Annotated in this window: 17 protein-coding genes; 6 read left to right on the plus strand and 11 right to left on the minus strand. The window is 44.5% G+C overall.

Annotated elements, in window-relative coordinates; genetic code table 11:
- The first annotated feature begins 617 nt into the window (after positions 1-617).
- The gene (locus AC4II3_RS09515) at positions 618-1,442 is read left to right on the plus strand and encodes a fimbrial biogenesis chaperone (RefSeq protein ID WP_488008281.1); all 825 of its coding nucleotides are present in this window, start codon (positions 618-620) and stop codon (positions 1,440-1,442) included.
- A 190-nt stretch (positions 1,443-1,632) separates the two neighbouring features.
- On the opposite strand, the gene AC4II3_RS09520 is transcribed toward AC4II3_RS09515, so the two are convergent.
- Complete coding sequence (locus tag AC4II3_RS09520; protein WP_488008279.1) at positions 1,633-2,175, minus strand: hypothetical protein; 543 nt, start codon at positions 2,173-2,175, stop codon at positions 1,633-1,635.
- Between the two features lie 349 nt (positions 2,176-2,524).
- Between AC4II3_RS09520 and AC4II3_RS09525 the strand changes: the two genes are divergently transcribed.
- A complete protein-coding gene (locus tag AC4II3_RS09525) occupies positions 2,525-3,028 on the plus strand; it encodes a TerB family tellurite resistance protein (RefSeq protein ID WP_488008277.1) in 504 nt (167 codons plus the stop codon).
- Positions 3,029-3,048: 20 nt separating this feature from the next.
- Here the strand turns inward: AC4II3_RS09525 and AC4II3_RS09530 are convergent, their stop codons facing one another.
- From AC4II3_RS09530 to AC4II3_RS09555, 6 genes are all read right to left on the minus strand, one after another.
- On the minus strand, positions 3,049-4,056 hold the full coding sequence (locus AC4II3_RS09530; RefSeq protein WP_488008275.1) for a methyltransferase: 1,008 nt from the start codon (positions 4,054-4,056) through the stop codon (positions 3,049-3,051).
- 331 nt (positions 4,057-4,387) lie between these two features.
- A complete protein-coding gene (locus AC4II3_RS09535; protein WP_488008273.1) occupies positions 4,388-5,152 on the minus strand; it encodes an enoyl-CoA hydratase/isomerase family protein in 765 nt (254 codons plus the stop codon).
- A gap of 1 nt (position 5,153) precedes the next feature.
- Positions 5,154-6,227, minus strand: a complete 1,074-nt coding sequence (gene dpgA, locus AC4II3_RS09540; RefSeq protein WP_488008271.1) for a 3,5-dihydroxyphenylacetyl-CoA synthase DpgA — start codon at positions 6,225-6,227, stop codon at positions 5,154-5,156.
- Complete coding sequence (locus AC4II3_RS09545) at positions 6,228-6,959, minus strand: enoyl-CoA hydratase/isomerase family protein (RefSeq protein WP_488008269.1); 732 nt, start codon at positions 6,957-6,959, stop codon at positions 6,228-6,230. It abuts the gene before it with no gap.
- Positions 6,960-7,018: 59 nt separating this feature from the next.
- Entirely contained in the window at positions 7,019-8,512 is a 1,494-nt protein-coding gene (locus AC4II3_RS09550; protein WP_488008267.1) for an aldehyde dehydrogenase family protein, read from the minus strand.
- Between the two features lie 575 nt (positions 8,513-9,087).
- Positions 9,088-9,618 carry a hypothetical protein gene (locus AC4II3_RS09555; RefSeq protein WP_488008265.1) on the minus strand — a complete coding sequence of 177 codons (531 nt, stop codon included), beginning with the start codon at positions 9,616-9,618 and terminating at the stop codon, positions 9,088-9,090.
- 374 nt (positions 9,619-9,992) lie between these two features.
- On the opposite strand from AC4II3_RS09555, the gene AC4II3_RS09560 reads away from it, so the two are divergent.
- The gene (locus AC4II3_RS09560; RefSeq protein ID WP_488008263.1) at positions 9,993-12,662 is read left to right on the plus strand and encodes a carboxypeptidase-like regulatory domain-containing protein; all 2,670 of its coding nucleotides are present in this window, start codon (positions 9,993-9,995) and stop codon (positions 12,660-12,662) included.
- 181 nt (positions 12,663-12,843) lie between these two features.
- Here the strand turns inward: AC4II3_RS09560 and AC4II3_RS09565 are convergent, their stop codons facing one another.
- Positions 12,844-14,190 carry an IS200/IS605 family accessory protein TnpB-related protein gene (locus AC4II3_RS09565; RefSeq protein ID WP_488008261.1) on the minus strand — a complete coding sequence of 449 codons (1,347 nt, stop codon included), beginning with the start codon at positions 14,188-14,190 and terminating at the stop codon, positions 12,844-12,846.
- A gap of 183 nt (positions 14,191-14,373) precedes the next feature.
- Entirely contained in the window at positions 14,374-14,688 is a 315-nt protein-coding gene (rpsF, locus tag AC4II3_RS09570; protein ID WP_488008303.1) for a 30S ribosomal protein S6, read from the minus strand.
- A 573-nt stretch (positions 14,689-15,261) separates the two neighbouring features.
- Between rpsF and AC4II3_RS09575 the strand changes: the two genes are divergently transcribed.
- Entirely contained in the window at positions 15,262-16,062 is an 801-nt protein-coding gene (locus tag AC4II3_RS09575) for a fumarylacetoacetate hydrolase family protein (protein ID WP_488008259.1), read from the plus strand.
- Here the strand turns inward: AC4II3_RS09575 and AC4II3_RS09580 are convergent.
- Positions 16,059-16,535, minus strand: a complete 477-nt coding sequence (locus tag AC4II3_RS09580; RefSeq protein WP_488008257.1) for a Tic20 family protein — start codon at positions 16,533-16,535, stop codon at positions 16,059-16,061. The two genes, AC4II3_RS09575 and AC4II3_RS09580, sit on opposite strands and share 4 nt — an antisense overlap.
- Positions 16,536-16,676: 141 nt before the next feature.
- Positions 16,677-16,874, minus strand: coding sequence for a hypothetical protein (locus AC4II3_RS09585; RefSeq protein ID WP_075904588.1), 198 nt, complete (start codon positions 16,872-16,874; stop codon positions 16,677-16,679).
- 894 nt (positions 16,875-17,768) lie between these two features.
- Here AC4II3_RS09585 and AC4II3_RS09590 point away from each other — a divergent pair.
- On the plus strand, positions 17,769-19,028 hold the full coding sequence (locus tag AC4II3_RS09590) for an RNA-guided endonuclease InsQ/TnpB family protein (RefSeq protein ID WP_488029243.1): 1,260 nt from the start codon (positions 17,769-17,771) through the stop codon (positions 19,026-19,028).
- 226 nt (positions 19,029-19,254) lie between these two features.
- Positions 19,255-20,538, plus strand: a complete 1,284-nt coding sequence (glyA, locus tag AC4II3_RS09595; protein ID WP_488014619.1) for a serine hydroxymethyltransferase — start codon at positions 19,255-19,257, stop codon at positions 20,536-20,538.
- Positions 20,539-20,993 lie beyond the last annotated feature (455 nt).

Raw genomic sequence — 20,993 nt, forward strand, 5'->3', positions numbered from 1 at the left:
GATCGTGGCTTAATTTATCAGTACTTAGCACTCAGGACGATTTTAAGGTAAGTATTCTTTAAGTATCATTACAAAATAAATTACTTATTCCTATTTTTGGTAATGCTTAGAAAATCAGGTGTTTTATTTTGTCAAATCCGTAATTGTTTTTGTGTGATTACTTACAAATAAATTAGGATTGCTATATCCGTATTTATAACGATTGTTGAAAAATAATACTCTATAAAAATCAGTAATTTTAACCATAGCTATTACCATAATTTTAGTCAACAATAGATTAAAGTATATCGCTGGTTACTAAATTATCGTAAGCATATGCGCTACAGATGGTGCTACTTGACGTGCCGTTGGCCGTAGGCCACGCTACGTGAACAGCTGTCAGACGTTGGCCTTTGGCACTTCAATTATCGTGGCACAGCCTTCGGCCTTTGGCCACGCTGTGCGAACGACCCTGGGACGTACCGCATAAGCTAAACGCTTACTTTTATATTAATTAGATACACATATTTTACCTATTTCCCGATTCCCAATTCCCGATTCCCGATTCCCGATTCCCAATTCTAAATTCTAAATTCTAAATTCTAAATTCCCGATTCCCGATTCCCTGTTCCCTTGAAATGATTAAACTCAATCAACATTTAATATCCTATTTAGGTAGTTGCGCCTTATCTGCACTGGTGCTATTTCCAGGATTAGCTAAAGCTCAGGTTCAAGTTTCTCCTTTAGTTATTGAAGAAGAAGCAGAACGAGGTCAAGCCAAAGGTATCATCAACGTCACCAATCGCAGTAATAAGGCATTTCGAGCCCGTGTCTATGCGACACCTTTTACCTACGATGAAAATGGGTTTGAAGCATTGGAATCTAGCTCTAATGATTTAACCCCTTATCTACAATTCTCCCCTCGTGAGTTGGTAGTAGAACCAGGAGTCACTCGCCGCATCCGAATGATTTCCCGCTTTCCTCCTAGTATGGAGAAAGGGGAATATCGGGCAGTGATTTTCACAGAAAATCTGGCACATTCCCAGAATAACCGTGGTGCTGTAAGTATGGGCATAGTACCTCGCGTTGGTGTCACTGTTTATGTACGTCATGGAGATATTTCTCCCAAGTTGACCGTAGAGGAAGCGAGGTTTGATCACAAGAGTAAGCAGATTCTCTTACAGGTTAGCAACAGTGGCAATGCCTCTGCACGTCCCAAGGTGGAGTGGACTCTGAAACAGGGAAACACTACGGTCACCACTGGCAAACAAAACGAATGGACAGTTATTGCTGGGGGGGAACGGAAGATTTCTATCGGATATCCTAGTGATGCCAAGCAATTGACAGCTGGACAATACCAATTGACTGGAACCTTGCTTTGGGAGGAAGAAGAGAATTCACAAACCCTGCCTTTTAGTATTAATCTGACTGTTCCCAGCAGCACCACTGCTCAGAGTAGGTAAACTCAGAGTAGGCCAATCAGCAGACCTCTTGGAAAAGTTCAAAACTAGTGTCTCAAATCCTGCCGCAATCCAAAGTTCCCTACTTCTGCAATAAAAAAAGGTAGTATTAACACAGATATTATCTTTTTGTTAATTGATCATTATCCTGTTATCTGCTCCGAATTTATCTGATTACTGTTTCTTTTAAAAACTAATTAGGAGAAACAGTAATATTAAACTTATAGAGATATTCACCAGCCACCAGTGGTCTCAAAGATTCAATGGACAAAGAAGCCACAAGATCGTAGTTAACAGACTCATTAGTTTCTACTGTGGATTGGTTTCGATTATCAACTACTTGACCATTTTTTGATAGTATCTCAATAATTTCAGCATCTGGACTGCCACCCACAGGACGACCTAAGATGCCATACTCTACCTGAATTGCTTGGTCTAAAAGTTTCCGAGACCGCTCATTCAAGGGAATCAATTCCCCAATACTGACGGTGACGTTAGAATTAAATATTAGGTTACTTCTAGCTGGTTGCTCAACCTTAGAGGTCAATCGATTCTCAGAAATTTCTAGACTTCCGATTTCTACGTTAACAAATGAACCGACTCCTTCCACGGTTCCAAAAAACATAAACTCCTGGTCAGATGTCGCTAACTGGGCACCAGCACCTATAGCACTAGCGGCTATGCCCAAGGCAGTTATCGTAGTAATGACTAAGGATTTAATCAGTTTTTTTGACATGGTAATTTCCTGGGATAACGTTACGGTTTTATATCCGTATTATTCCCCTATTGCCATTCGGATTATTCCCAAAGATATACGAAATTTAGATAATTATTACTTTTTATTACTTACTAGTTATTAGTGGCTGATGGATCACATATAGCTGAATTATTATATAGTGAACCTTTGGCTTAGATTAACAGATTGTAAACTTCCTATAGCAATCCTAAATAATTTGTAAAATAAGCAAAATATCAAATTTTTGTTGGGCAAGGGTTATAGCGATAGCTTCGGCCACTCTATTTCAAGGATCAGATCGCATTCCTATGTATACTTAATGGCAGTTGAGCACAGGAGAAAAATAATAATGTATGAAGTGTATGGACCGGCACCGTGGATCAAGACCGAACGTTACGGGATCACAAAGACGCTCCCTCCTGAAACGTCTGTAATTTGGTACAAGGCGCTTCTGCTGTGTGCCAACGGGGATGGAGAACTCACACAAGCAGAACGGGATTGGGTAATTGGCCACGCCACAACTTATCATCCTGAGATGAGTGAAAGTCAAATTGATGAACTGAAGAATTATAACGGAACCGGCTCTACTGATGACATAGAAAAACTTGTGTTCAGTGATCCACTCGCCAAACAAGGACGTTATGTCCTTGTTTACGAAGCAATTCAGGCTTCCGCTGCTGATGGTGAATACAGCGATGGAGAAAAAGCCACCATTCGTACGATGGCTGGTAAGTTGGGAATCTCTGAAGACAAGGTGATAGAACTGGAAAACCTTTATCAAGAAGAAAAAGCATTTCGGGAGAAGCGTATCAAAATCTGGCACCCTGAGGGGATACCAGGTGAGGATGCTTAGAACAGTTTCACACTAGCACTCTATCTACGAACGGCAACTACTGCATCAATTGATCGCAGCCGCTGGGTTTCAAGTAGTTCAAAGTCGGCTTTATTGAGGAGGGATGTAAACTCGGCTTGAGTACGCTCTCCCGGCCCCCCGCTCTCCCCTGGAGCGCCATGCACCAGCAACATCTGTAAGTTCTTGATGCCGATATAAGGATTATTTGTGACCTCCGAGTCAATCAACTCAAAAATATAGAGCTTGTTTCCGGAGTGCATGGCGCTGCCAACATTGTTGAGAATATTGCTGGCACCCTCGTCCGAATAGGAATGCAAAATGCGTTTCATCATGGCATCACCCGGAATCTTGGGCAGCGACCCATGCATGTCTAGACCCACAGTCTTTAGGCGTGGAATCGGTTCAATTCGATTGACAACATCTGGAAAATCGAAAAGCTGCCCTTTGATCTGTTGATACTGGCGCAGCACTCCGGCAATGAGCGACCCGTTTCCACCTGCAATTTCGGTAAGATGTTCTGATCCGGAAAAGTCGAAGCGCTGCAAAATATCCCAAACTTCGACCCGTGACATTGATTCCATGGCTTTGTCAAAAGCCGCTGCCAGATCTTGGTGTTCTCTTAAATAATCATAAAACAAGCGATCGCGTCCGAGCTGGTAAATACTTTTGCCAGTGCGCAGCAATTGCTCCCACAGAGAGCGCCTTTTCTGGTGTTTTCCGGACTGAGCCAATTGACAGAATTCGTGCCAGGGCCTGAGAGAAAATTCGGATTCCAGGATCAAGTGTCGTGAGACATCCGTAAGTGAAACGGTGGACTCTGCTGCGATCGCAAACAAGTCAAAATGAGCAAGTCCACGCACGCAGCGGTGGAGCGCCCGCTGGTGCGTCCCAGTCAGCTCGGCTAACTCCGACACAGGTAAGGGGCGTGCAGCAAGATGATCAAACACCCCAAGCCCAATACAAGTTTCCGTGAAATAGGAGACTATCCGATAGTCCAAGATGCAAAACATCTGTTGATAGGGAATCATTATGATTTTTGTCCTGGAGATCAGTAACCGTTTATTGCGGTAATTTACCAAAAATTTTGGGTAATCGGGCCCGGTCCTTGTAGGACTACTTTTTCATGTGCTATTATAAAAATATAAGTAATAAACTTTTATTTAGATAGGTATTATCTAATCATAAGTAGACAACGTAAAAAATATGTATTAGATACGTATTGCGTAATTTGGTCTAACGACTTTAAAGTCTATGAAAAAATTAGATAAGAAAAACCATCGGTCTATCCATATAAAAAAGGTACGGTGGGGCACACCGAAACCTAGGTCAATGATCTAAACGCTCGGGGAGATTTGCCCTCTACTCTTTCTGACTCCGGTTTGATTGAGCAAGACGAGTCGTAGATCCAAGAATCCCCGCTCCTTCAGGACGGGGAGTGTCAACTAAACATAGGTTTTGTACTGCTAAGAAATGCCCGATGGCATCTTCATAGGATGTTGCGAAAGACTCATTGAGCAACCTGCGCGTGTTTTGCAACACTTTAGGATGGATCGGCATCAGTGCCTCCTGAGATTCCTGAATCGCCTTTTCAAAGGTCGTTGCTTCGCATTGTCGATCGACAATCCCGAATCCAGCAGCTTCGGCAGCGGACCACTGGGCACCGGTGAAAAGCAAGCGACGGGCATGGCCAATTCCGGTATATTTGGCCAGTCGGAATACACTCATTCCAGGCAGGTAACCTTCTTTGACTTCCGGCGCTTGGAACACTGAGCGGGTTGTTGCCACACGATAATCGCAGGCAAGGGCCAATTGAAAATGAAAACGAGTGCAAAATCCATCAATACAAGCGATCGAAGCCCCCGCCAAACGTTCCAGACGCACTAAGAATTTTTCCCACTTGCTGCAATGGTCAATATCGGGAGGAGTTGGATTAAGGGATTGTTGCTGGGTACTCAGCCCCTGAAATACGATCAGCGTACAGGCGCTTTCATCTTCCAGGTAATCCATCAACTCAATTAAATCGGACAATAAGGCCAGATTCAATCTACTCGAATCTGGCCATAGTAAATTCACATTAGCGATCGCATCCTGTTCGGTCAATTTGATAGTTGTGTATTGCTTCATTTCAGAATTCTCCTAAACAGCATTCAATGGTCGAGCCTGGTCCCATAGTGATCATGACCACCGAATCTCCCGTCTGGGCTACATCTTCCTCCAATAATTTTTCATGGGAAAATAGAAAGGAAGCAGAGGATAAGTTACCATAATTTTGTAATATACTCGTGGTATATCGCACATCGTGCTCGGTGATATTTAACGAATATTTGAGCGAATCGATCACTTTACGTCCGCCGGAATGAATAATCCAGTGCTTAATATCCCGGCGTTTGCGGTTAAAGCGCCATAACAGATTATCCACAGGTGTGTTGACATTCAGTCCCAGCAGGTAGGGAATTTGTTTATCCAGGTACAACGAATATTTGGTTTCCTCAAAGTCTAGCCGGATCGCGTCAATGGCCTCCGGGATGATATGGGAAGTGAAGCCAAGAATTTTAGGACCGGTGGGTACCAAAGGGAAGGGTTTTGCAGAAATCACCGCTGCCGCTGCACCATCTCCGAACAGGGAATTCACCACCGCAGTGGTTATGGTCTCATCAATAACATACATTGCAGAGCATACTTCCACACAAAGTAATAGACCGATTGCCTCTGGGTGGACTGCACAAAAATTGACGACAGGTTGCATGCCGTTTAATCCGCCATTACAACCCATTCCCACAATATCAATGCGCTGAATATCCGGACGCATTCCCAATGCTTTTATATAGTGCGCCGTTAGGCTCGGACACAGTAGGCCGGTGGTCGATACCACTGCCATGTAATCAATATCCTGAGGAGTAAGCCCAGCTTTTTTTAGGGCTTTTTTGATTGCGGACTGTCCAATATCCAAAGCCACGCGCTGGTGTTTGTCCAGTAACTCCCCAGGGCTTTCGTCGGGTATGCTGCCATCGGGATTAGGCTTTGGCAGGCAGAGATGCCGGGATTTAATATGGGAATTACTAAAGATTTTGTTGATTCTCTTATCCGTTATCCCAAAAAGCTCCAGCACTTGGGATTGGGTACATTTTTGTGGCGGTGTTTCCGTGCCAATCGCAATTAGCCTTGGGCAAACTGAAGAAGTTTGCATTTTCTGCTCCATTTATTCTACTTGGGTTTTGCGATTATAGAGCAGGGCTTGGGCAACTGCTTCTACGCTTGCATCTCCCAAACTTGTATTAACCGATTGCAAAGCCATTTTAGCCAGGCGGGTAGCCAGAGGATCCCGTCGTGCGGCAGCTTCCGCAAGGTGAATCCCATCTTCTAGGACGCGATCGCTGATTTGAGAAACCAGCCCCCATTCCAAAGCAGTTGCACTATCCACTTTCTGTCCGAACAGAATCATCGCCTTTGCTCTAGCTTCGTTTACGAGTTTGGTCAGGCGACGAATCCCTCCAGCAGCCGGGATCAACCCCAAATCGATTTCAGGCAGTGAAAACCAACTGGAGGGACTACAGATGCGCAAATCAGAAGCAAGAGCAAGTTCCAGACCCCCTGCAATGGCAGGTCCGTTAATCGCTGCTACTGTTGGCCACGGTGCATTAGCCCAGTTATCAAAAAGCTGTCGGCTCAGTAAATTTAACCCATCCTGATAAGACCTGTTGGCAAAGCTGGATATATCGGCACCGGCACAAAATACCCTATCCCCTGCACCGGTGACCACCCCTGCGCGAATGGAAGGATTGGCAACCGCCGCCGCTAGCTGTTCTGCGAACTGGCAGATCATAGCATTATGGTATGCGTTGGCTTTATCGGGACGATCGAGGATGAAAAGTGCAATATTGTCCGATTCCCCAACGTATTTCATGTGCACAGTACCCGAAACTGTTGCCATTGTCTTGAATACCTTTTCTTTCCTTGTCTAATCCCAACCCACAATCTTGTCCACAACCTTTACACTGATTGCGACAACAGTTGGGCAACCGCTGCTTCCATATCTCCCATTGATACTTCCAGATCGGTAGGATAAGCGGCACGGGACCACTGCACCAGATATTTAGGACCGATATTGTCATCCACCGAGCTGCCGCCAAAAAAGCCAGTGCCGATCACTGGACCCCTCGTCAGATTGGTGGAAAAACCACTGGAGCCTTCTACACCCTTGGTATTCACCGCAATTCGGCAGACCGGCAGAGCTGCGGTATAACGCGCTACAACTGCAGGGTCATTAGTGTGAAGCACTGCCGAGTGACCTTTGCCCATTGTATCCAGCATCCCTAAAGCAGTGTCAATGGCAGCTTCTATCCCGTCAACTGCAATATATCCCATAACCGGGAACAGTTTCTCTTGGCTGATCGGTTCATCTGCACCCACTGTGTCAATTTCAACGATCAGGCTTTTCGTGCCCTCTGGTACAGAAAAACCTGCCTGCTGGGCAATCCAGGCCGCACTTTTCCCCAGGGCTAGGGGATTGACTCCACGGTCGGGGAAAAGATAGGCGCGCAGTTTTTGCTCTGCTTCATCGCTCACAAAATACCCGCCCGATCCCCCCATAGCTGCTTTGAGCTGCGGATCAATGGCGCGATCCGCGATTACCACGGATTCACAGACACAAGGTAGAGCATGATCGAAACTGTTACTAGCAATGATTTGTTCAGCCGCAACAGGGATGTTGGCTGACTGATGCACAAAACAGGCTACATTACCTGGCCCCATACCGATTGCCGGATTGCCGGAACGGTAGGCCCCATGCACCCTGTTGGGACCACCAGTGGCCAGAATCAGACCAACACGGGGCGATTCCATCAAACAGTTGAGGGAGAGGATGCCAGGGCTACGTATGGTTTGAATTGCCCCTTCCGGGGCACCTGCTTTCTCAGCGGCTTGAGCCATCAAATCAACCACGTGTATCGAGCATTCTTTCGCGGCAGGGTGAGGAGAAAAAATAACCGTATTCCGGGTCATCATGCTAACCATTGCCTTGTAATACACGGTCATCACCGGATTGGTACTCGGTATCAGGGCAACGATAATGCCTGCGGGTTTAGGAAAACTGATGATTTTCTTTTCATAATCCACAACAGGCTCGATAAAATCAGCAGTCTGGTATCTTTCCAGCAACCCCAGGGAACAGTCCAGGTTTTTTTTCACATTATCATTCACATTACCGTAGCCCGTCTCACGTACCGACCATTCAGCGTAGAATTCGGCCTTTTCCTTTCCCGCCTGGGCCATCCCTTCAATAATTTTCTGCACCTGTGCTGTGGTATAAGTGCTAAAAATACCTGCAGCTGTTTCAGCCCTATCCAGTAAGCGATCGACTTCCGGTTGAATTTGATCGCATTCTGTCTGATCACTGATATTGCTCACTACTTTGTCTTCCAACTGATGAAATGGCGCGATTTTTGTCGAAGCAACATCTGATTTCTTGGGTTCTTCAAAGAACAAGTATCATGTTTATGATACCAAGGGCAGAAGTGTTAAATCTAAAGACTTAATAAAGATTTGACATATTTTTGGTGGATGATTGCGGGATGATTTAACCAGCCATCCGAATCACTAACTGGTTAAAAGCCTATTTTCTATGTCAAGTACAATTTATACAAAATAGCTGGAATTTCCCTAAGCGGGATATGTGGCTCGCTTCCAGCCAATAGTTGAGTTTAGTTAGCTGTAGCTGTCACCTTAAACTTAAAGGTGTAATCACCGCCTTTTGTGAATCAAATTACGGTAAATATGGTAAGAACTTTTCTAGGATTATTGTAGATTTAATTTCCATATTAAATAATACAAATACTAATTGTTTTACCTTAAATTTGTCGGTATGGGAATGCTATTATAGATATTCATAGAATATTAGCTAATATTTAGATTAATATAAATCCGTCGTTTGTTGGTAAAATCTCCGTAGGATAAATCGGGTCAAGCCGATTCCCACGGAGACAACAAAAAATTAGAGGTTAATTGCATTTACATCAATTTTCCAGCGGGATACGTCGCTGGCTTCCAGCCAAGAGTTGACTTTAGTTAGCTGTAGCTGTTACCGTAAACTTAAAGGCATAATCACCACCTTCAAGGGGTAAAAGTCCCTCGATAATCATGTCAGCTTCAACCTCGAATTCGCTAGGAGGTAAATTTAGTGGTATTGCTGCAGGTTCTCCCATAGTACGTTCGATTTCATCATTTGTTGGACCATCAATCTCAGTAAAAGAAACGCCATAGGTGTAGGTTTCTGCGGTGTCTAAAAGTCTTTGAGATACCTCATTCGTCGCCATCAAGTCTCCAAGAGATATAGTTGCTGGACTATTACAAAGCATCAAACCTGTAGCATAATCACCTGGGTTAATAACAGCTAATACTTCGGGATTAGGGTTTGTTAAAGCACCAGGTTGAACATCTACAAAAGAACAGGTTCCCTCTACTGTGCCCTCAAATTCAAAATCCTGCTCTATAGGAGCAGGAGGTACCTGAGCAAAGGCACTGGTAGCACCAGCAGCAACACCTAAAGCAGTCAAGGCGGAAATAACTAAGGATTTACCGAATTGGTTTCTCATGTCCTTTATCTGGGGGAAATAAACTGTTCGTTTGTATTTCTATTGTTTCCTAATTTCCTAATTGGATACATCCGGAAAGATACCGAAGTTTAAAATTCAGTGAACTTGATTACGGTGGATGAAATTACCGGTGATGGGGTGATAACGTGATGGGGTGATGGGGTGATGGGGTGATGGCGTGATCGTTTTTCTAGTAGTAAAGTGCCAAAAGAAACCAATCGACAGGTAGAGTTACTACGTAAGTACTGCTAGTGCAACAACCCTGAAGTATCAAACCCCTTAGTTACTGTTACTTGAGCTGACCAAGTTGGGAAGTCTGTATGTAGTTTCCCTTAAAAAATTTAGTCAGAATTTAGTCAGCTCATAGGTGTTGGATGAAACTTATTTCACTAGCTTATCTAGCTGTAACAACTCTCTTGTGTTCTTTGATTACCATAACTTCCGTTGTTGCCCAAACCCTAGCACCTGAGGTATCAAAACCGGAAGTCGCCGCCACTACCTCTAGCCCAAGGCGAAAGGATAGTGATCAATTGATTATTCTTCCTGTAGGGGTCAATCTGGGAAAACAGAATGTGATTCCTAGTACCTTAGTGCGGGGATTTGAAGATGGTTCCCAGGCAATTAATTTTGAAACGTGGCTGATTCCCTTAGATGATGTGATTAAGGGCTTGAAATTAGATGTCAAACCCTTAGACGATGGTCAATTAGAAGTGCGATCGCCTGGTTTAGTCACCCGCATCAATCCAGAAGAATTACCAACTGACCCAGAATTAGGAGTAGTCATTCCTGTCAAAACCATCCAAACTCTTCTAGGAGTGCCGACGGAGTTTGACATGATTGAATACGCCATTACGTTTAATCCCCCCTGGTTGAATGTGCGGCGCAAAGGTCGGCGAACTCCAGAAATCCCAGTCGTACTGGAAGGATTATCTGAGATTGATGCCCCTGCCTTTAGCATATCCGCGATCAGACAACGGGTAAATATTAGTGGCAGAGGGGGTGGTAGCAGTTCCTTTTCTAATTCCACAAACTATAGTGGAGAATTTACCACCGTCGGCACCTTATTAGGAGGTAGCTGGTTTCTGAGGACTCGCCAACCGGATTTAACCGATACCGGGACGTTTCGGTTACAGGAAGCTCAGTATTTTCGCCAAACCGATGCAGCGGATTTTGTCCTAGGTTCCCAGCCTACCTTTTGGCGAAATCAAGGAACAGGTCAATATTGGGGTGCGACCACTATCCAGCGGTGGGGATTTACCCCACCCTTATCAAGGGGTGGATTTAGTCCTACCCAACGGTTACAAGCCAATGAAATTGGACGTAGCATTACTGGGGAAGCTGAACCGGGTACCTTAGTCCAGCTGACCCAAGGTTTTAATGATGTGGTGGTGGATGAAATCCTAGTGGACTCCTCTGGGGTTTACCGCTTTGAAAATGTCATAACTGGACGAGGCGGTAGCAATACTTATCGCGTTTTTCTATACCCCGATGGACAGCTTACTGCGGACCCGGAAATTCGAGAGGCCAATTTCTCCACTCTACCTGGTCAATTAACCAAGGGAGCCTCTGCTTTAGTGGTTTCCACGGGCTTGAGTCGAGAATCGAGCCAGAATGGGAATTTCTTTGGTGAGTTTACAGACGTGCGGGGTGGAATTGCCTATCGCTTAGGAGTCACAGAAGACCTGACTTTAGGGATGGGGGTGGTTTACGACCAGTCAGTGTTGGGGTTAGGGGAACTATTCTATCAACCTGCTGGCTTTCCGTTAAAGGTAAAAGTGTCTGCTCTTTTGGGTACAGAGGATGAGGGGATAGACTATGATGCCAGTATTACCTTCCAACCCTCCCCTAAGCTAAGCTTTAACTTCAACAGTGATAGTCTAGCCCAGCGGTTTCGGGTCAACTGGCAAGCCTTTCGTGGTTTAACCTTAAGAGCCAGTGGAAACACTCGGGAGGAAGCCTTAGCTGCTGGTATAAGCATTTCCCACACTAGCCAAAATTTCTCACTCTTTGCCAGTGCTGACATGGACACCAATAATAACTTGCGCTGGAGTTTGAGGTCTAACCTAGGAAGTCTGAGACTCTCCCATCGAGGCAATGAAATCACTACCAATTCCGAACTAATCTATTATTTGTCCAATAGCAGTGGCTCAAGAGGACATTCCCTGCGACTGGGTTACGAAACCCGGGATTCCAATAACCGTGATGATCACCTGGCTCGCTTAGCTTGGCGCTATCGTTCTCCACAACAGTCTAGTGATGGTCGATATCTCTGGGACTTGGATTTCGGCTATGGCTTCGGTTCTCGGGGTAATGGATTGATTGCCTCAGCGTCCAGTGCCGTGATTCCCGGATTAGTATTGCGGTTACGTTACCAAGAAATATCTACTACCTCTGATGGCAGCACCTTCAGGATTGAGCTCTCTCCCAATATCAATGTCCAATCAGGGTTTAGCGGTGCCGACACCCGCTTTGACCGCTTACGCAGCCGAGGAGGATTGTTAATTCAGCCATTCTTTGACAACAATGGCAATGGTAAGCGAGATAAAGGGGAACAGATTTACGTCGAAGAGCCGGATTTACTGTTACTGGTGAATAATAAATCGATAACCTCGTTGCGACCAGACATTCGCAACAATGGGATTTTTGTCAAACTCGACCCTGACACCTATCGCCTCGACCTTGACCCCGCCGGATATCCCATCGACTGGAAACCCGAGGAATCAGCCTATGCGGTGGAGGTGGTGCCTGGTAGCTATACTCCAGTTACTGTGCCAATGGTACTATCCTACACCTTTGCAGGTGTAGTCACTGATGCTGCGGGAGAAGCGGTGCAGGGGGCGAAGGTAGAAGCAGTACCAGTTGATTCAGGAAAATCGATTTTTTCGATTACCAACGGTGCTGGGGTCTTTTATTTAGAAGGGTTGCAGCAGGGTAAATATAATTTACTGATAAATGGTGAATCCGCTCAACCGAATCAAATTGAGATTAAGCCAGATTCCGAACCTTTCCAAGAACTGAACTTATCGATACTCCTTCGTCCTTAGTCTTTATTCGTTAGTGTTTTTTATCCATAAAAGAGTTTATAGGTAATAGGTAATCCTCAACTACCCATTACCCATTACCTATTACCTGTTACCCATTACCGATTACCTATTACCTATTACTCCCTGGAATACGAAGAGTTCACGCATGAAGCTTCCACCACCTGAACGAGGTGGTGGTGTCCTATGCTAATCTAGAGCTAGCCGTAGCCCAAAGATCACATAGACAAGCCCAGCTTCTAGGCGGTCGTCCAGGACTTTTGCTGGAACGACCCTCGTTGCTATTTCTACGAACGAGTTTAAACACACCTCTAGCACCAATGTTGTAAGCGCCATTAAGGTCGGCATTGAACCGCTTACCTGAAGGGAAGGTTGCTAGGGAATATTTTTTTGAATTGCGCCTAACCGTACCAGAACCATCATAGGCAAGTTTTGAAGTGTAAGCCGCAACAACCTCTACTACTTTCCCACCTAATTCAGCCCATTTCATTTCCGTAAAATCGCGAATCTTGGCTTTGAGCCATCCGTGGAATCTTTGCCTTAGACTAGATCGCTTTCGTCCACCCTTTGGCTTCCATCCTTTAAGGTTCTCAAATACAATCGCTTCAGAATTAAACTTTTCAGCAATCTCAACAATTCGCTTAGAAACAATATGGCCAATCTGGTTATTGATTCTTTGGCATTTTTGGTAGGTATTGGAACAGAAACCTTTATGAAGCTTCCCTCCTTTACCCATCGTCTTTGACGCCTTTGTCGATACGGATTTCAGTCGTTTATCCCTGCGGTCTATGTCTCTTCCGGGATGAATAAAATCGCGATGAATTACAGTGCCGCTATGGGTTACAACTGCTATTGTCGCGGTAGTGTTAATTCCTAAATCTACCGCAGTCAGGTTAGCTTCTGGTTTGCGCTTTTCTGGTTTACAAGCAAATGGAACAGATAGATGACAATACCTATCATTGAATATCAATGAAGGAGACATCATCTTGTTAGTGGCTACCTGATGGCGCTCTCTTAGTCCAGTGATCTGAACTGTAGTCCAAATCCAGTCTAAGCCGTTAAAAACCTTGATTTCGATTTGGTCAAAGCCATGTAGTTTGTAGCATTGACCTTTATACAAAGCTGGATAGCAGCCAGTATCAGCATTTAATCTTGGTGGTTTACTATCTCTTCTTTTTCGACTACCAGACTGCCATTCGCGGTATCGAGTTACATAGCTACTAACCTGTCCAGCTGCGAATGCAATTGCTGCTCGACGGTAGTAACTAGGAAACTTATAAAAAGCTTTATTGAACTGGGGATATTTTAGGTCAGGTCGCTTGGCTGTTTGGTGCATTAGCCGCTCAACAGCAGGAGTTAATTGATCTGCTGTTAAATCACCAAGCTCAGACCAATGAGTGTAAATAATACCAACCAAATACCGACAAGCTTGACGATACACCTTAACCGTCTCCCCAAACAGTATTTTTTGCTCGGGAGTCGGATTAAGTTTCCACTTGTCAGTTCGTATAACTTTGGTCGGCGTTTTCACTGCTCTAACAATATCTCCATAGTTAATATTTTAACCTACAAAAGATTAGACTGCAATGCTCGCCCTGGAGCCGCTACACGAACTAATAATCAGTGTTCCAGGTCTTTAGTAATTAATATCAACGTGGACTAACCCCCACCTGGACGTTCGCGTAGCGTGGCGATAGCCAGGTGGGGGAATGCGTCACACGGTCTGTTCAACTTCTGCTGGTTCTGGTGTAGGGGCTGGGGATGATTCCTCTCTGATGGTGAGGTAGCGAATCACATCTTGACTTAGACGCATTGCTCGCTCAATCTTGGCGACATGGGTACCTGGTGCATTATAGTTCATTTGGATATAAATCCCTTCCCGGTACCTATCTATGGGATAGGCTAAACGACGCTTGCCACGATGCTGAATCTCGATTTGCTCTCCACCGAGTTCCTGCAATAGGTCTCGGTATTTGCCGATAGCTTGATCTACTTGTTCCTCGCCCAAATCAGGACGGAGGATGTACATCATTTCGTAAGTGTTTTGCACTGGTATTAATCTCCTTATGGACAATTTGGCTTCTTTTTATCCGATAGACAGCACTAACAATCAGCACTAACAATCAGCACTAACAATCAGCTTTCCTTGAACCACACCTTAGGTCATAGTCAAGGTTGGGTAATTGACTTGCTTGCTACTGGATAGTTAAAGAAGCAAGGAATTGATCTATCCCTACTTAAGCCGACACTTGCCGGATCGGTAAGTGTTTGCAGTGGTCAGACTCATCTGAATCTTTTTATCTGAATCCTTGATCTGAATCCTTGACAAGGATTACCGATTTAATATTATAACTCCTTGTGCAACCAATTTCAATTAAATTTCAATTAAATTGTGCTCAAAGATAGTACATTCGTCAAAGGGGAATACGACTAGACACAACCAGAGACTACCAGAAGATGCTATGTCTAAATGCAGCTTATTATCTATTCTACTGTTAAGGACAATCTGTTATCGGTACTCAGTACTGAAGTACTACCAACTCAATACTACCTTAGGTAAAGTAGAGAATTTTCGTAATATTATCAAGGAACATCTATTGTTATGACACAGCGTTACGTTCGAGTTAAATCTTCTAAAGGACAGACCTACTACGGTTTGTTACAGGTGACCCGCACTATTCAGGTGCTTGATGCACCACCTTGGTTACAGGGACAACCGATAGATTTAGAGTTAGAACCAGAAAGCTATCAATTGCTGGCTCCGTGTGCACCAACTAAAATCGTGGCTGTAGGCAAAAACTATACTGAACACGCAGCGGAATTGGGAACATCAGTTCCTGAGGAACCTCTACTGTTTCTTAAACCCCCTACCACTATAATTCCTGACTCTCAAGCCATCCAGTATCCGCCTCAGTCTCAGCGAGTGGACTATGAGGGAGAGTTAGCACTGGTAATCGGTGACTATTGCTTAGACTGCACACCAGACGAAGCTCAATCCAAAATTTGGGGTTATACGATCGCTAATGACGTAACGGCTCGGGATTTACAAAAGCGGGATGCCCAGTGGACCAGGGCTAAGGGATTTAATAGCTTTTGTCCCCTCGGACCCTGGATAGTCCGGGAGTTGAGTGCTGGGGCAAAATTGCAGACATTTCTGAATGACAACCCTGAGCCTGTACAATCAGCTTTAATTAGTCAAATGGTATTTCCGCCAGATGTTCTGGTATCTTACATTTCCCAGGTGATGACCCTAGTCCCAGGAGATGTGATCCTTACGGGGACACCCAAAGGAGTAGGACCAATGGAAATTGGCGATCGCGTCCGGGTGGAAATTGAGGGAATTGGTCACTTGGAAAATACGGTGATCTCACGCCCTTCACAGGCCAAGACTAAGCAAGACTAGGGGACTTGGCTGTAAACAGCTTGACTAAGGCTTGGTATTTCTGCGTAACGACCCATCAATGATTGAATCATGGAGTAGCCGCAGGCGGCAAGAATTCCTAAAAACACTATATTATATAAGGTTTCTGTTAGCAAGTTAACCCCTAGTGTTTGGACTAAAATTGGCAACAATAGAAAACCCAAAACTAAAAGAATGTCTAAAAGAATCGCTTGCATGGTGTTAAAGCGAACGAAATGGCTGATTTGTGGGTTTCTGACTACGGCTAAGAATAAAACAAAGAAAATAATTAACCCCGCCAACGGGAAACTTCTGTAAATGGAAATTAACGGTTGTAGTGGCAGGTAAATAATGTCCAGAATGGGGAACTGCGTTAGCATAAATCGACCAAAGGGCCTAACCTCAATTAGAGGGAGTAGATAAGGAAGGGCTGCAAAAATCCGGTCTTTAACATCTGTTGACCCGCGCCAAGTCATGGTGCTTTCTCCTTGAAGATGTTCAGATAAGGGGTACACTAACTACTATTCAGCATAGCGCAGCACAACACTCTACCCCTGAGCTACCTGAAATGCGATTGACCTACATGTCACGCGGGGCGCGTTCCCCTATTAGAAAAGTCAATCCATATTTACCAGACGGAATCCCATTTCACACTCATACTGTTGAGCTTGCTTCTCACTTAGCTTCTTGAGCACATGAGCACAAAGCAATTTGCCTTGATGCCAGCGAGGTTGACCACTTGGGTCAGCTAGTAAACAACATTGACAGACAAGGTCGGGGGAAATTACTTGGTTATCCGTTAAAATGACTAACATAGCACTAATCCCATTACGCTATCAGGGCTGATGCCGAAGCACGATACTCTAAGGTCTTCTCAACAGGCTGGAGGATAGAGAAAAATGTTTATTTGCTCACGACACCTTATGCCCATACTAATCGAGAAACTCTTGACCAATCACCTTAGTGCTTAATTCCTGTTTATAAGTGCTGTTGATTAGAACTGTTACTCAATCCTATTGCTATCTTATTGGATACTCTGGATGATAGGTGTTGTATAATAATATAGCAATTCTCATAGCTATGAGGTACACAATTTCGGGATTTCAAGGAACAGCGGATCTGGGAACAGGAAACAGATAAGAGGGAATAGGGAATAGGGATGCGCTGTATCAAGACAGGGAATCAACCTCAAAGAATACTGTACCTCATAACTGCGATAAACGCTATAATTTTAACATAATACAATCTTTAACTTTTCCTAAAAATTTGCCTAATCTGAGTCGGAATCGTTTCAGAATCAAGCTTTCAGCTCATCCTTACCGATAAATTGTTTGACAGGAGTTATAAAAAACTGGTAAAAAACTGGGCATCCAACGCCCATATGTAGTAGGAATAAGTAGTAGGGATAAGTAGTAGGGATAAGTAAGAGGGTGCGTTATTAACCGACCCTGTAGGTAGAGTTACTGGGTAAGTCCTGTTTAAGGGTCGTTTCCAACTAAACGGGCAAGGGGTCTCCCGTTATAATCGCGTGATTTAACGGGTTAGAAGTTACCGTAAGACAGGCTCGCCTTATTTCATATAACTTAAACTTATGACTCACAGACTGTCGCTTATAAAGGCTAAACTGTCTAAGGTTTCCTCTCCGGGGAATTGCCCGACTGGGTATATTGGTTCTTGAGATATTGTTTGAGTTGTTTAACTAAGGGCTGATGATACTGACCTACTGCTACAGAATTAAGCCGAACACCGAACAAGTAGCCATCATGGAAAGATGGCTAGAACTGTTGCGCCGTCACTGGAACTATGCTCTAGGGCAAAGACTTGATTGGCTCAATAGGAGTCGTTGCTCTATTGATAGATGTAGTATCGTTAGTGAAGCAATTGGTGAAATACCAGAACCACTCAATTATTACACTCAGCAATCAGCCCTCAAGGAAACCAAACGGTTGTTCCCTGAGTACAAAAAAATTTACGCAGAAACTCAACAAGTTAATCTACAACGACTTAATAAAGCGTGGGAAAGATGGAGGAAACCTGTCAAAGGTGGCAAGCGGGGTGGAAGACCTCGTTTCAAGAAGCCTGGAGAACTTAGATCTTTTGTCTTTCCTAGGGTGAATAGTTCTAAAGCGGGGGCGCACTTAATTGATGGAGTTTTAAAACTAAGCAAGATCGGTTCTATTCCTGTGGTAATGCATCGACCATTGCCTGATGGATTCACTCTCAAGCAGTGTACTATTGTCAAAAAAGCTGATGGTTGGTATTGCTGCATTTCAATGAAGGATGATACCGTCCCTGAAATATTACCTATAGATTCAGTTAAGTCTGCTGTCGGAATTGATGTTGGCTTAGAAAAGTTTTTAACTACATCTGACGGTGAAGCAGTACCGATCCCACAGTTCTACAGGAAGGCTCAAGACAGACTGGCATTAGCTCAAAAAGCGATGTCCCGTCGTGTCAAGGGTTCTAACAACTGGAAAAAAGCTAAAAAGCAAGTTAGCTTGTTGCATCTTCACTTAGCTCGTTGCAGAAAAGAGTTTCATTATCAGGTTGCTCATTGGTTGTGTAATAAATATGACTTAATTGCTCACGAAAATTTAAATATCACAGGACTTGCTCGAACTAAGTTAGCAAAATCAATACATGATGCTGCGTGGGGGTCATTTCTAGAAATCTTACAAGCAGTGGCGGTCAAACGCGGTTTGTTAGTCCAGGAAGTTAATCCACGGGGTACAAGTATTGAGTGTTTCAATTGTGGAGTCAGAGTTGAGAAAAATCTCGCTGACAGAGTCCATCATTGTCCTGATTGTGGAGTAAAAATTGACCGCGATTGGAATAGTGGCATCAACATTTTGAATCGTGCATTAATGGCGGTTGGACTGCCGCTCAATGGCTGTGGTAAATCGATACAGGATATCGAGGAGCAGCAAGTCTCATTTGCGAATTTGAGAAGCCCACATCATAATCTCTGATTTGATGTGGGAGTGGTCACAAAATCTTCAGGGCGACTAAAGCTGCTATTTCGCTACTGGTAGTCGCTGATGGGATCAACCCCTGCATGAAAGCGATACCTCAGTTTTTGATCCCCGCTCTTGCCTAGACGGGGCTTGATTGCCTCAGAGGATTTTTTGTAAGCACATACACCTTTAAGGTTGTTGTGTCAATGACCAAACGTGATCGATCCTAGAAGTAAAGAAAGTGACTCAAACTAACTTAGATTTTCTCGCCGAAACCGATACCACGATAGCCACCTATCTGGGAGAAGAACTCCAACGTCAACGGGAGCATCTGGAACTTATTGCTAGTGAGAACTTCACCTCCCCAGCGGTGATGGCAGCACAAGGCTCAGTGCTAACTAACAAATATGCTGAGGGATTGCCCGGAAAGCGCTACTATGGCGGCTGTGAGTTCATTGACAAAGTCGAACAAGTAGCGATTGACCGTGCTAAAGAACTTTTTGGTGCTGATCATGCCAATGTCCAGCCCCATTCTGGCGCTCAAGCGAACTTTGCGGTATTTCTAGCCTTACTAAAACCTGGTGACAAGATTATGGGGATGGATTTGTCCCATGGCGGACACCTCACCCATGGCTCACCAGTGAATGTTTCCGGTAAATGGTTTGAGGTGTGTCACTACGGTGTCAGCCAAGAGACTGAGCAATTGGACTATGGTCAGATTCGGGAACTTGCTCTGAAAGAGCGTCCCAAACTGATTATTTGTGGCTATTCCGCCTATCCCCGAATCATTGACTTTGAAAAATTCCGGGCCATTGCTGATGAAGTGGGTGCCTACCTGATGGCGGATATGGCTCACATTGCTGGTTTAGTTGCCACTGGTCATCACCCTAACCCCCTTCCTCACTGCCATGTGGTCACTACTACCACTCACAAGACCCTGCGTGGTCCACGGGGTGGCTTGATTCTGACTAATCAATCGGATTTGGGTAAAAAGTTCGATAAGGCAGTGTTTCCGGGAACTCAGGGAGGTCCGTTGGAACATGTGATTGCTGGTAAAGCTGTTGCGTTTGGGGAAGCCTTGACCCCAGCATTCAAAACCTATTCTGCCCACGTGATTGAAAATGCTAAGGCTTTGGCAAGGGCACTGCAAAACCGGGAGTTAAAGATTGTTTCTGGTGGTACAGATAACCATGTATTACTGGTAGATTTGCGCTCTATTGGTATGACAGGTAAGCGAGCTGACCAACTGGTGAGCGGTGTCAAGATTACAGCTAACAAAAATACTGTTCCCTTTGACCCAGAGTCGCCCTTTGTCACCAGTGGCTTGCGCCTAGGTTCCCCAGCCATGACTACCCGGGGCATGGGAGTCGCAGAATTTACTGAGATTGGTAATATTATTGCCGATCGCTTACTGAATCCAGAGGATGAGCAAGTGGCAACTGAATGTCGCCAGCGTGTGGGACAGTTATGCGATCGCTTTCCTCTGTATCCCCATCTGACCAGTCTTGTACCAAGTTTGGTCTAAAGGTTGAGGGTTGACAGTTAAGTTTCAGCATGACACCTACAGTAGGGTGGGCGAATAACCCACCCTACTGGCGTGTCAAGGCTTAAATGTTGCTTTAAGAAAATGGTACGATGCAGATTTTTTAAGGCTTTTACTGAAAAATGTCATGCATCAAATAAAGCTTTACACGCCACTACTGTAGACTTAATGGGTAAGTTCAGCAACCCAGTAACCCGATGTCTTAAGGTAATTACAGCGATTTCAGCTTTTGACTGATAACCATAAACAGGGTAAGGGTCTTGGTTCGTAAGTCCTGATGGCAAGAATCTGCAAAAAATAACTTTGAATACCATTAACATCCTTGTTCAAGCTATGATGTTTCGGATAACGTTTCACCCCCTAATTGCTTTTGATGGGGAACTTCAGGGTGTGATTCTGTTAATGGAAGAGCTTCATTGATTAATTGGTTTTGAGGA

It is taken from the genome of Moorena sp., from assembly GCF_982860115.1.

Excerpts from the sequence above, each read along its gene's own strand:
- AC4II3_RS09515 (WP_488008281.1), top strand. The coding sequence starts at position 618 with ATGATTAAACTCAATCAACATTTAATATCCTATTTAGGTAGTTGCGCC.
- AC4II3_RS09585 (WP_075904588.1), bottom strand. The coding sequence starts at position 16,874 with ATGTTAGTCATTTTAACGGATAACCAAGTAATTTCCCCCGACCTTGTC.
- AC4II3_RS09590 (WP_488029243.1), top strand. The coding sequence starts at position 17,769 with ATGATACTGACCTACTGCTACAGAATTAAGCCGAACACCGAACAAGTA.
- AC4II3_RS09580 (WP_488008257.1), bottom strand. The coding sequence starts at position 16,535 with ATGACTTGGCGCGGGTCAACAGATGTTAAAGACCGGATTTTTGCAGCC.
- AC4II3_RS09560 (WP_488008263.1), top strand. The coding sequence starts at position 9,993 with ATGAAACTTATTTCACTAGCTTATCTAGCTGTAACAACTCTCTTGTGT.
- AC4II3_RS09535 (WP_488008273.1), bottom strand. The coding sequence starts at position 5,152 with ATGAAGCAATACACAACTATCAAATTGACCGAACAGGATGCGATCGCT.
- AC4II3_RS09555 (WP_488008265.1), bottom strand. The coding sequence starts at position 9,618 with ATGAGAAACCAATTCGGTAAATCCTTAGTTATTTCCGCCTTGACTGCT.
- AC4II3_RS09530 (WP_488008275.1), bottom strand. The coding sequence starts at position 4,056 with ATGATTCCCTATCAACAGATGTTTTGCATCTTGGACTATCGGATAGTC.
- dpgA (WP_488008271.1), bottom strand. The coding sequence starts at position 6,227 with ATGGAGCAGAAAATGCAAACTTCTTCAGTTTGCCCAAGGCTAATTGCG.
- AC4II3_RS09545 (WP_488008269.1), bottom strand. The coding sequence starts at position 6,959 with ATGGCAACAGTTTCGGGTACTGTGCACATGAAATACGTTGGGGAATCG.
- AC4II3_RS09575 (WP_488008259.1), top strand. The coding sequence starts at position 15,262 with ATGACACAGCGTTACGTTCGAGTTAAATCTTCTAAAGGACAGACCTAC.
- AC4II3_RS09525 (WP_488008277.1), top strand. The coding sequence starts at position 2,525 with ATGTATGAAGTGTATGGACCGGCACCGTGGATCAAGACCGAACGTTAC.
- rpsF (WP_488008303.1), bottom strand. The coding sequence starts at position 14,688 with ATGTACATCCTCCGTCCTGATTTGGGCGAGGAACAAGTAGATCAAGCT.
- AC4II3_RS09520 (WP_488008279.1), bottom strand. The coding sequence starts at position 2,175 with ATGTCAAAAAAACTGATTAAATCCTTAGTCATTACTACGATAACTGCC.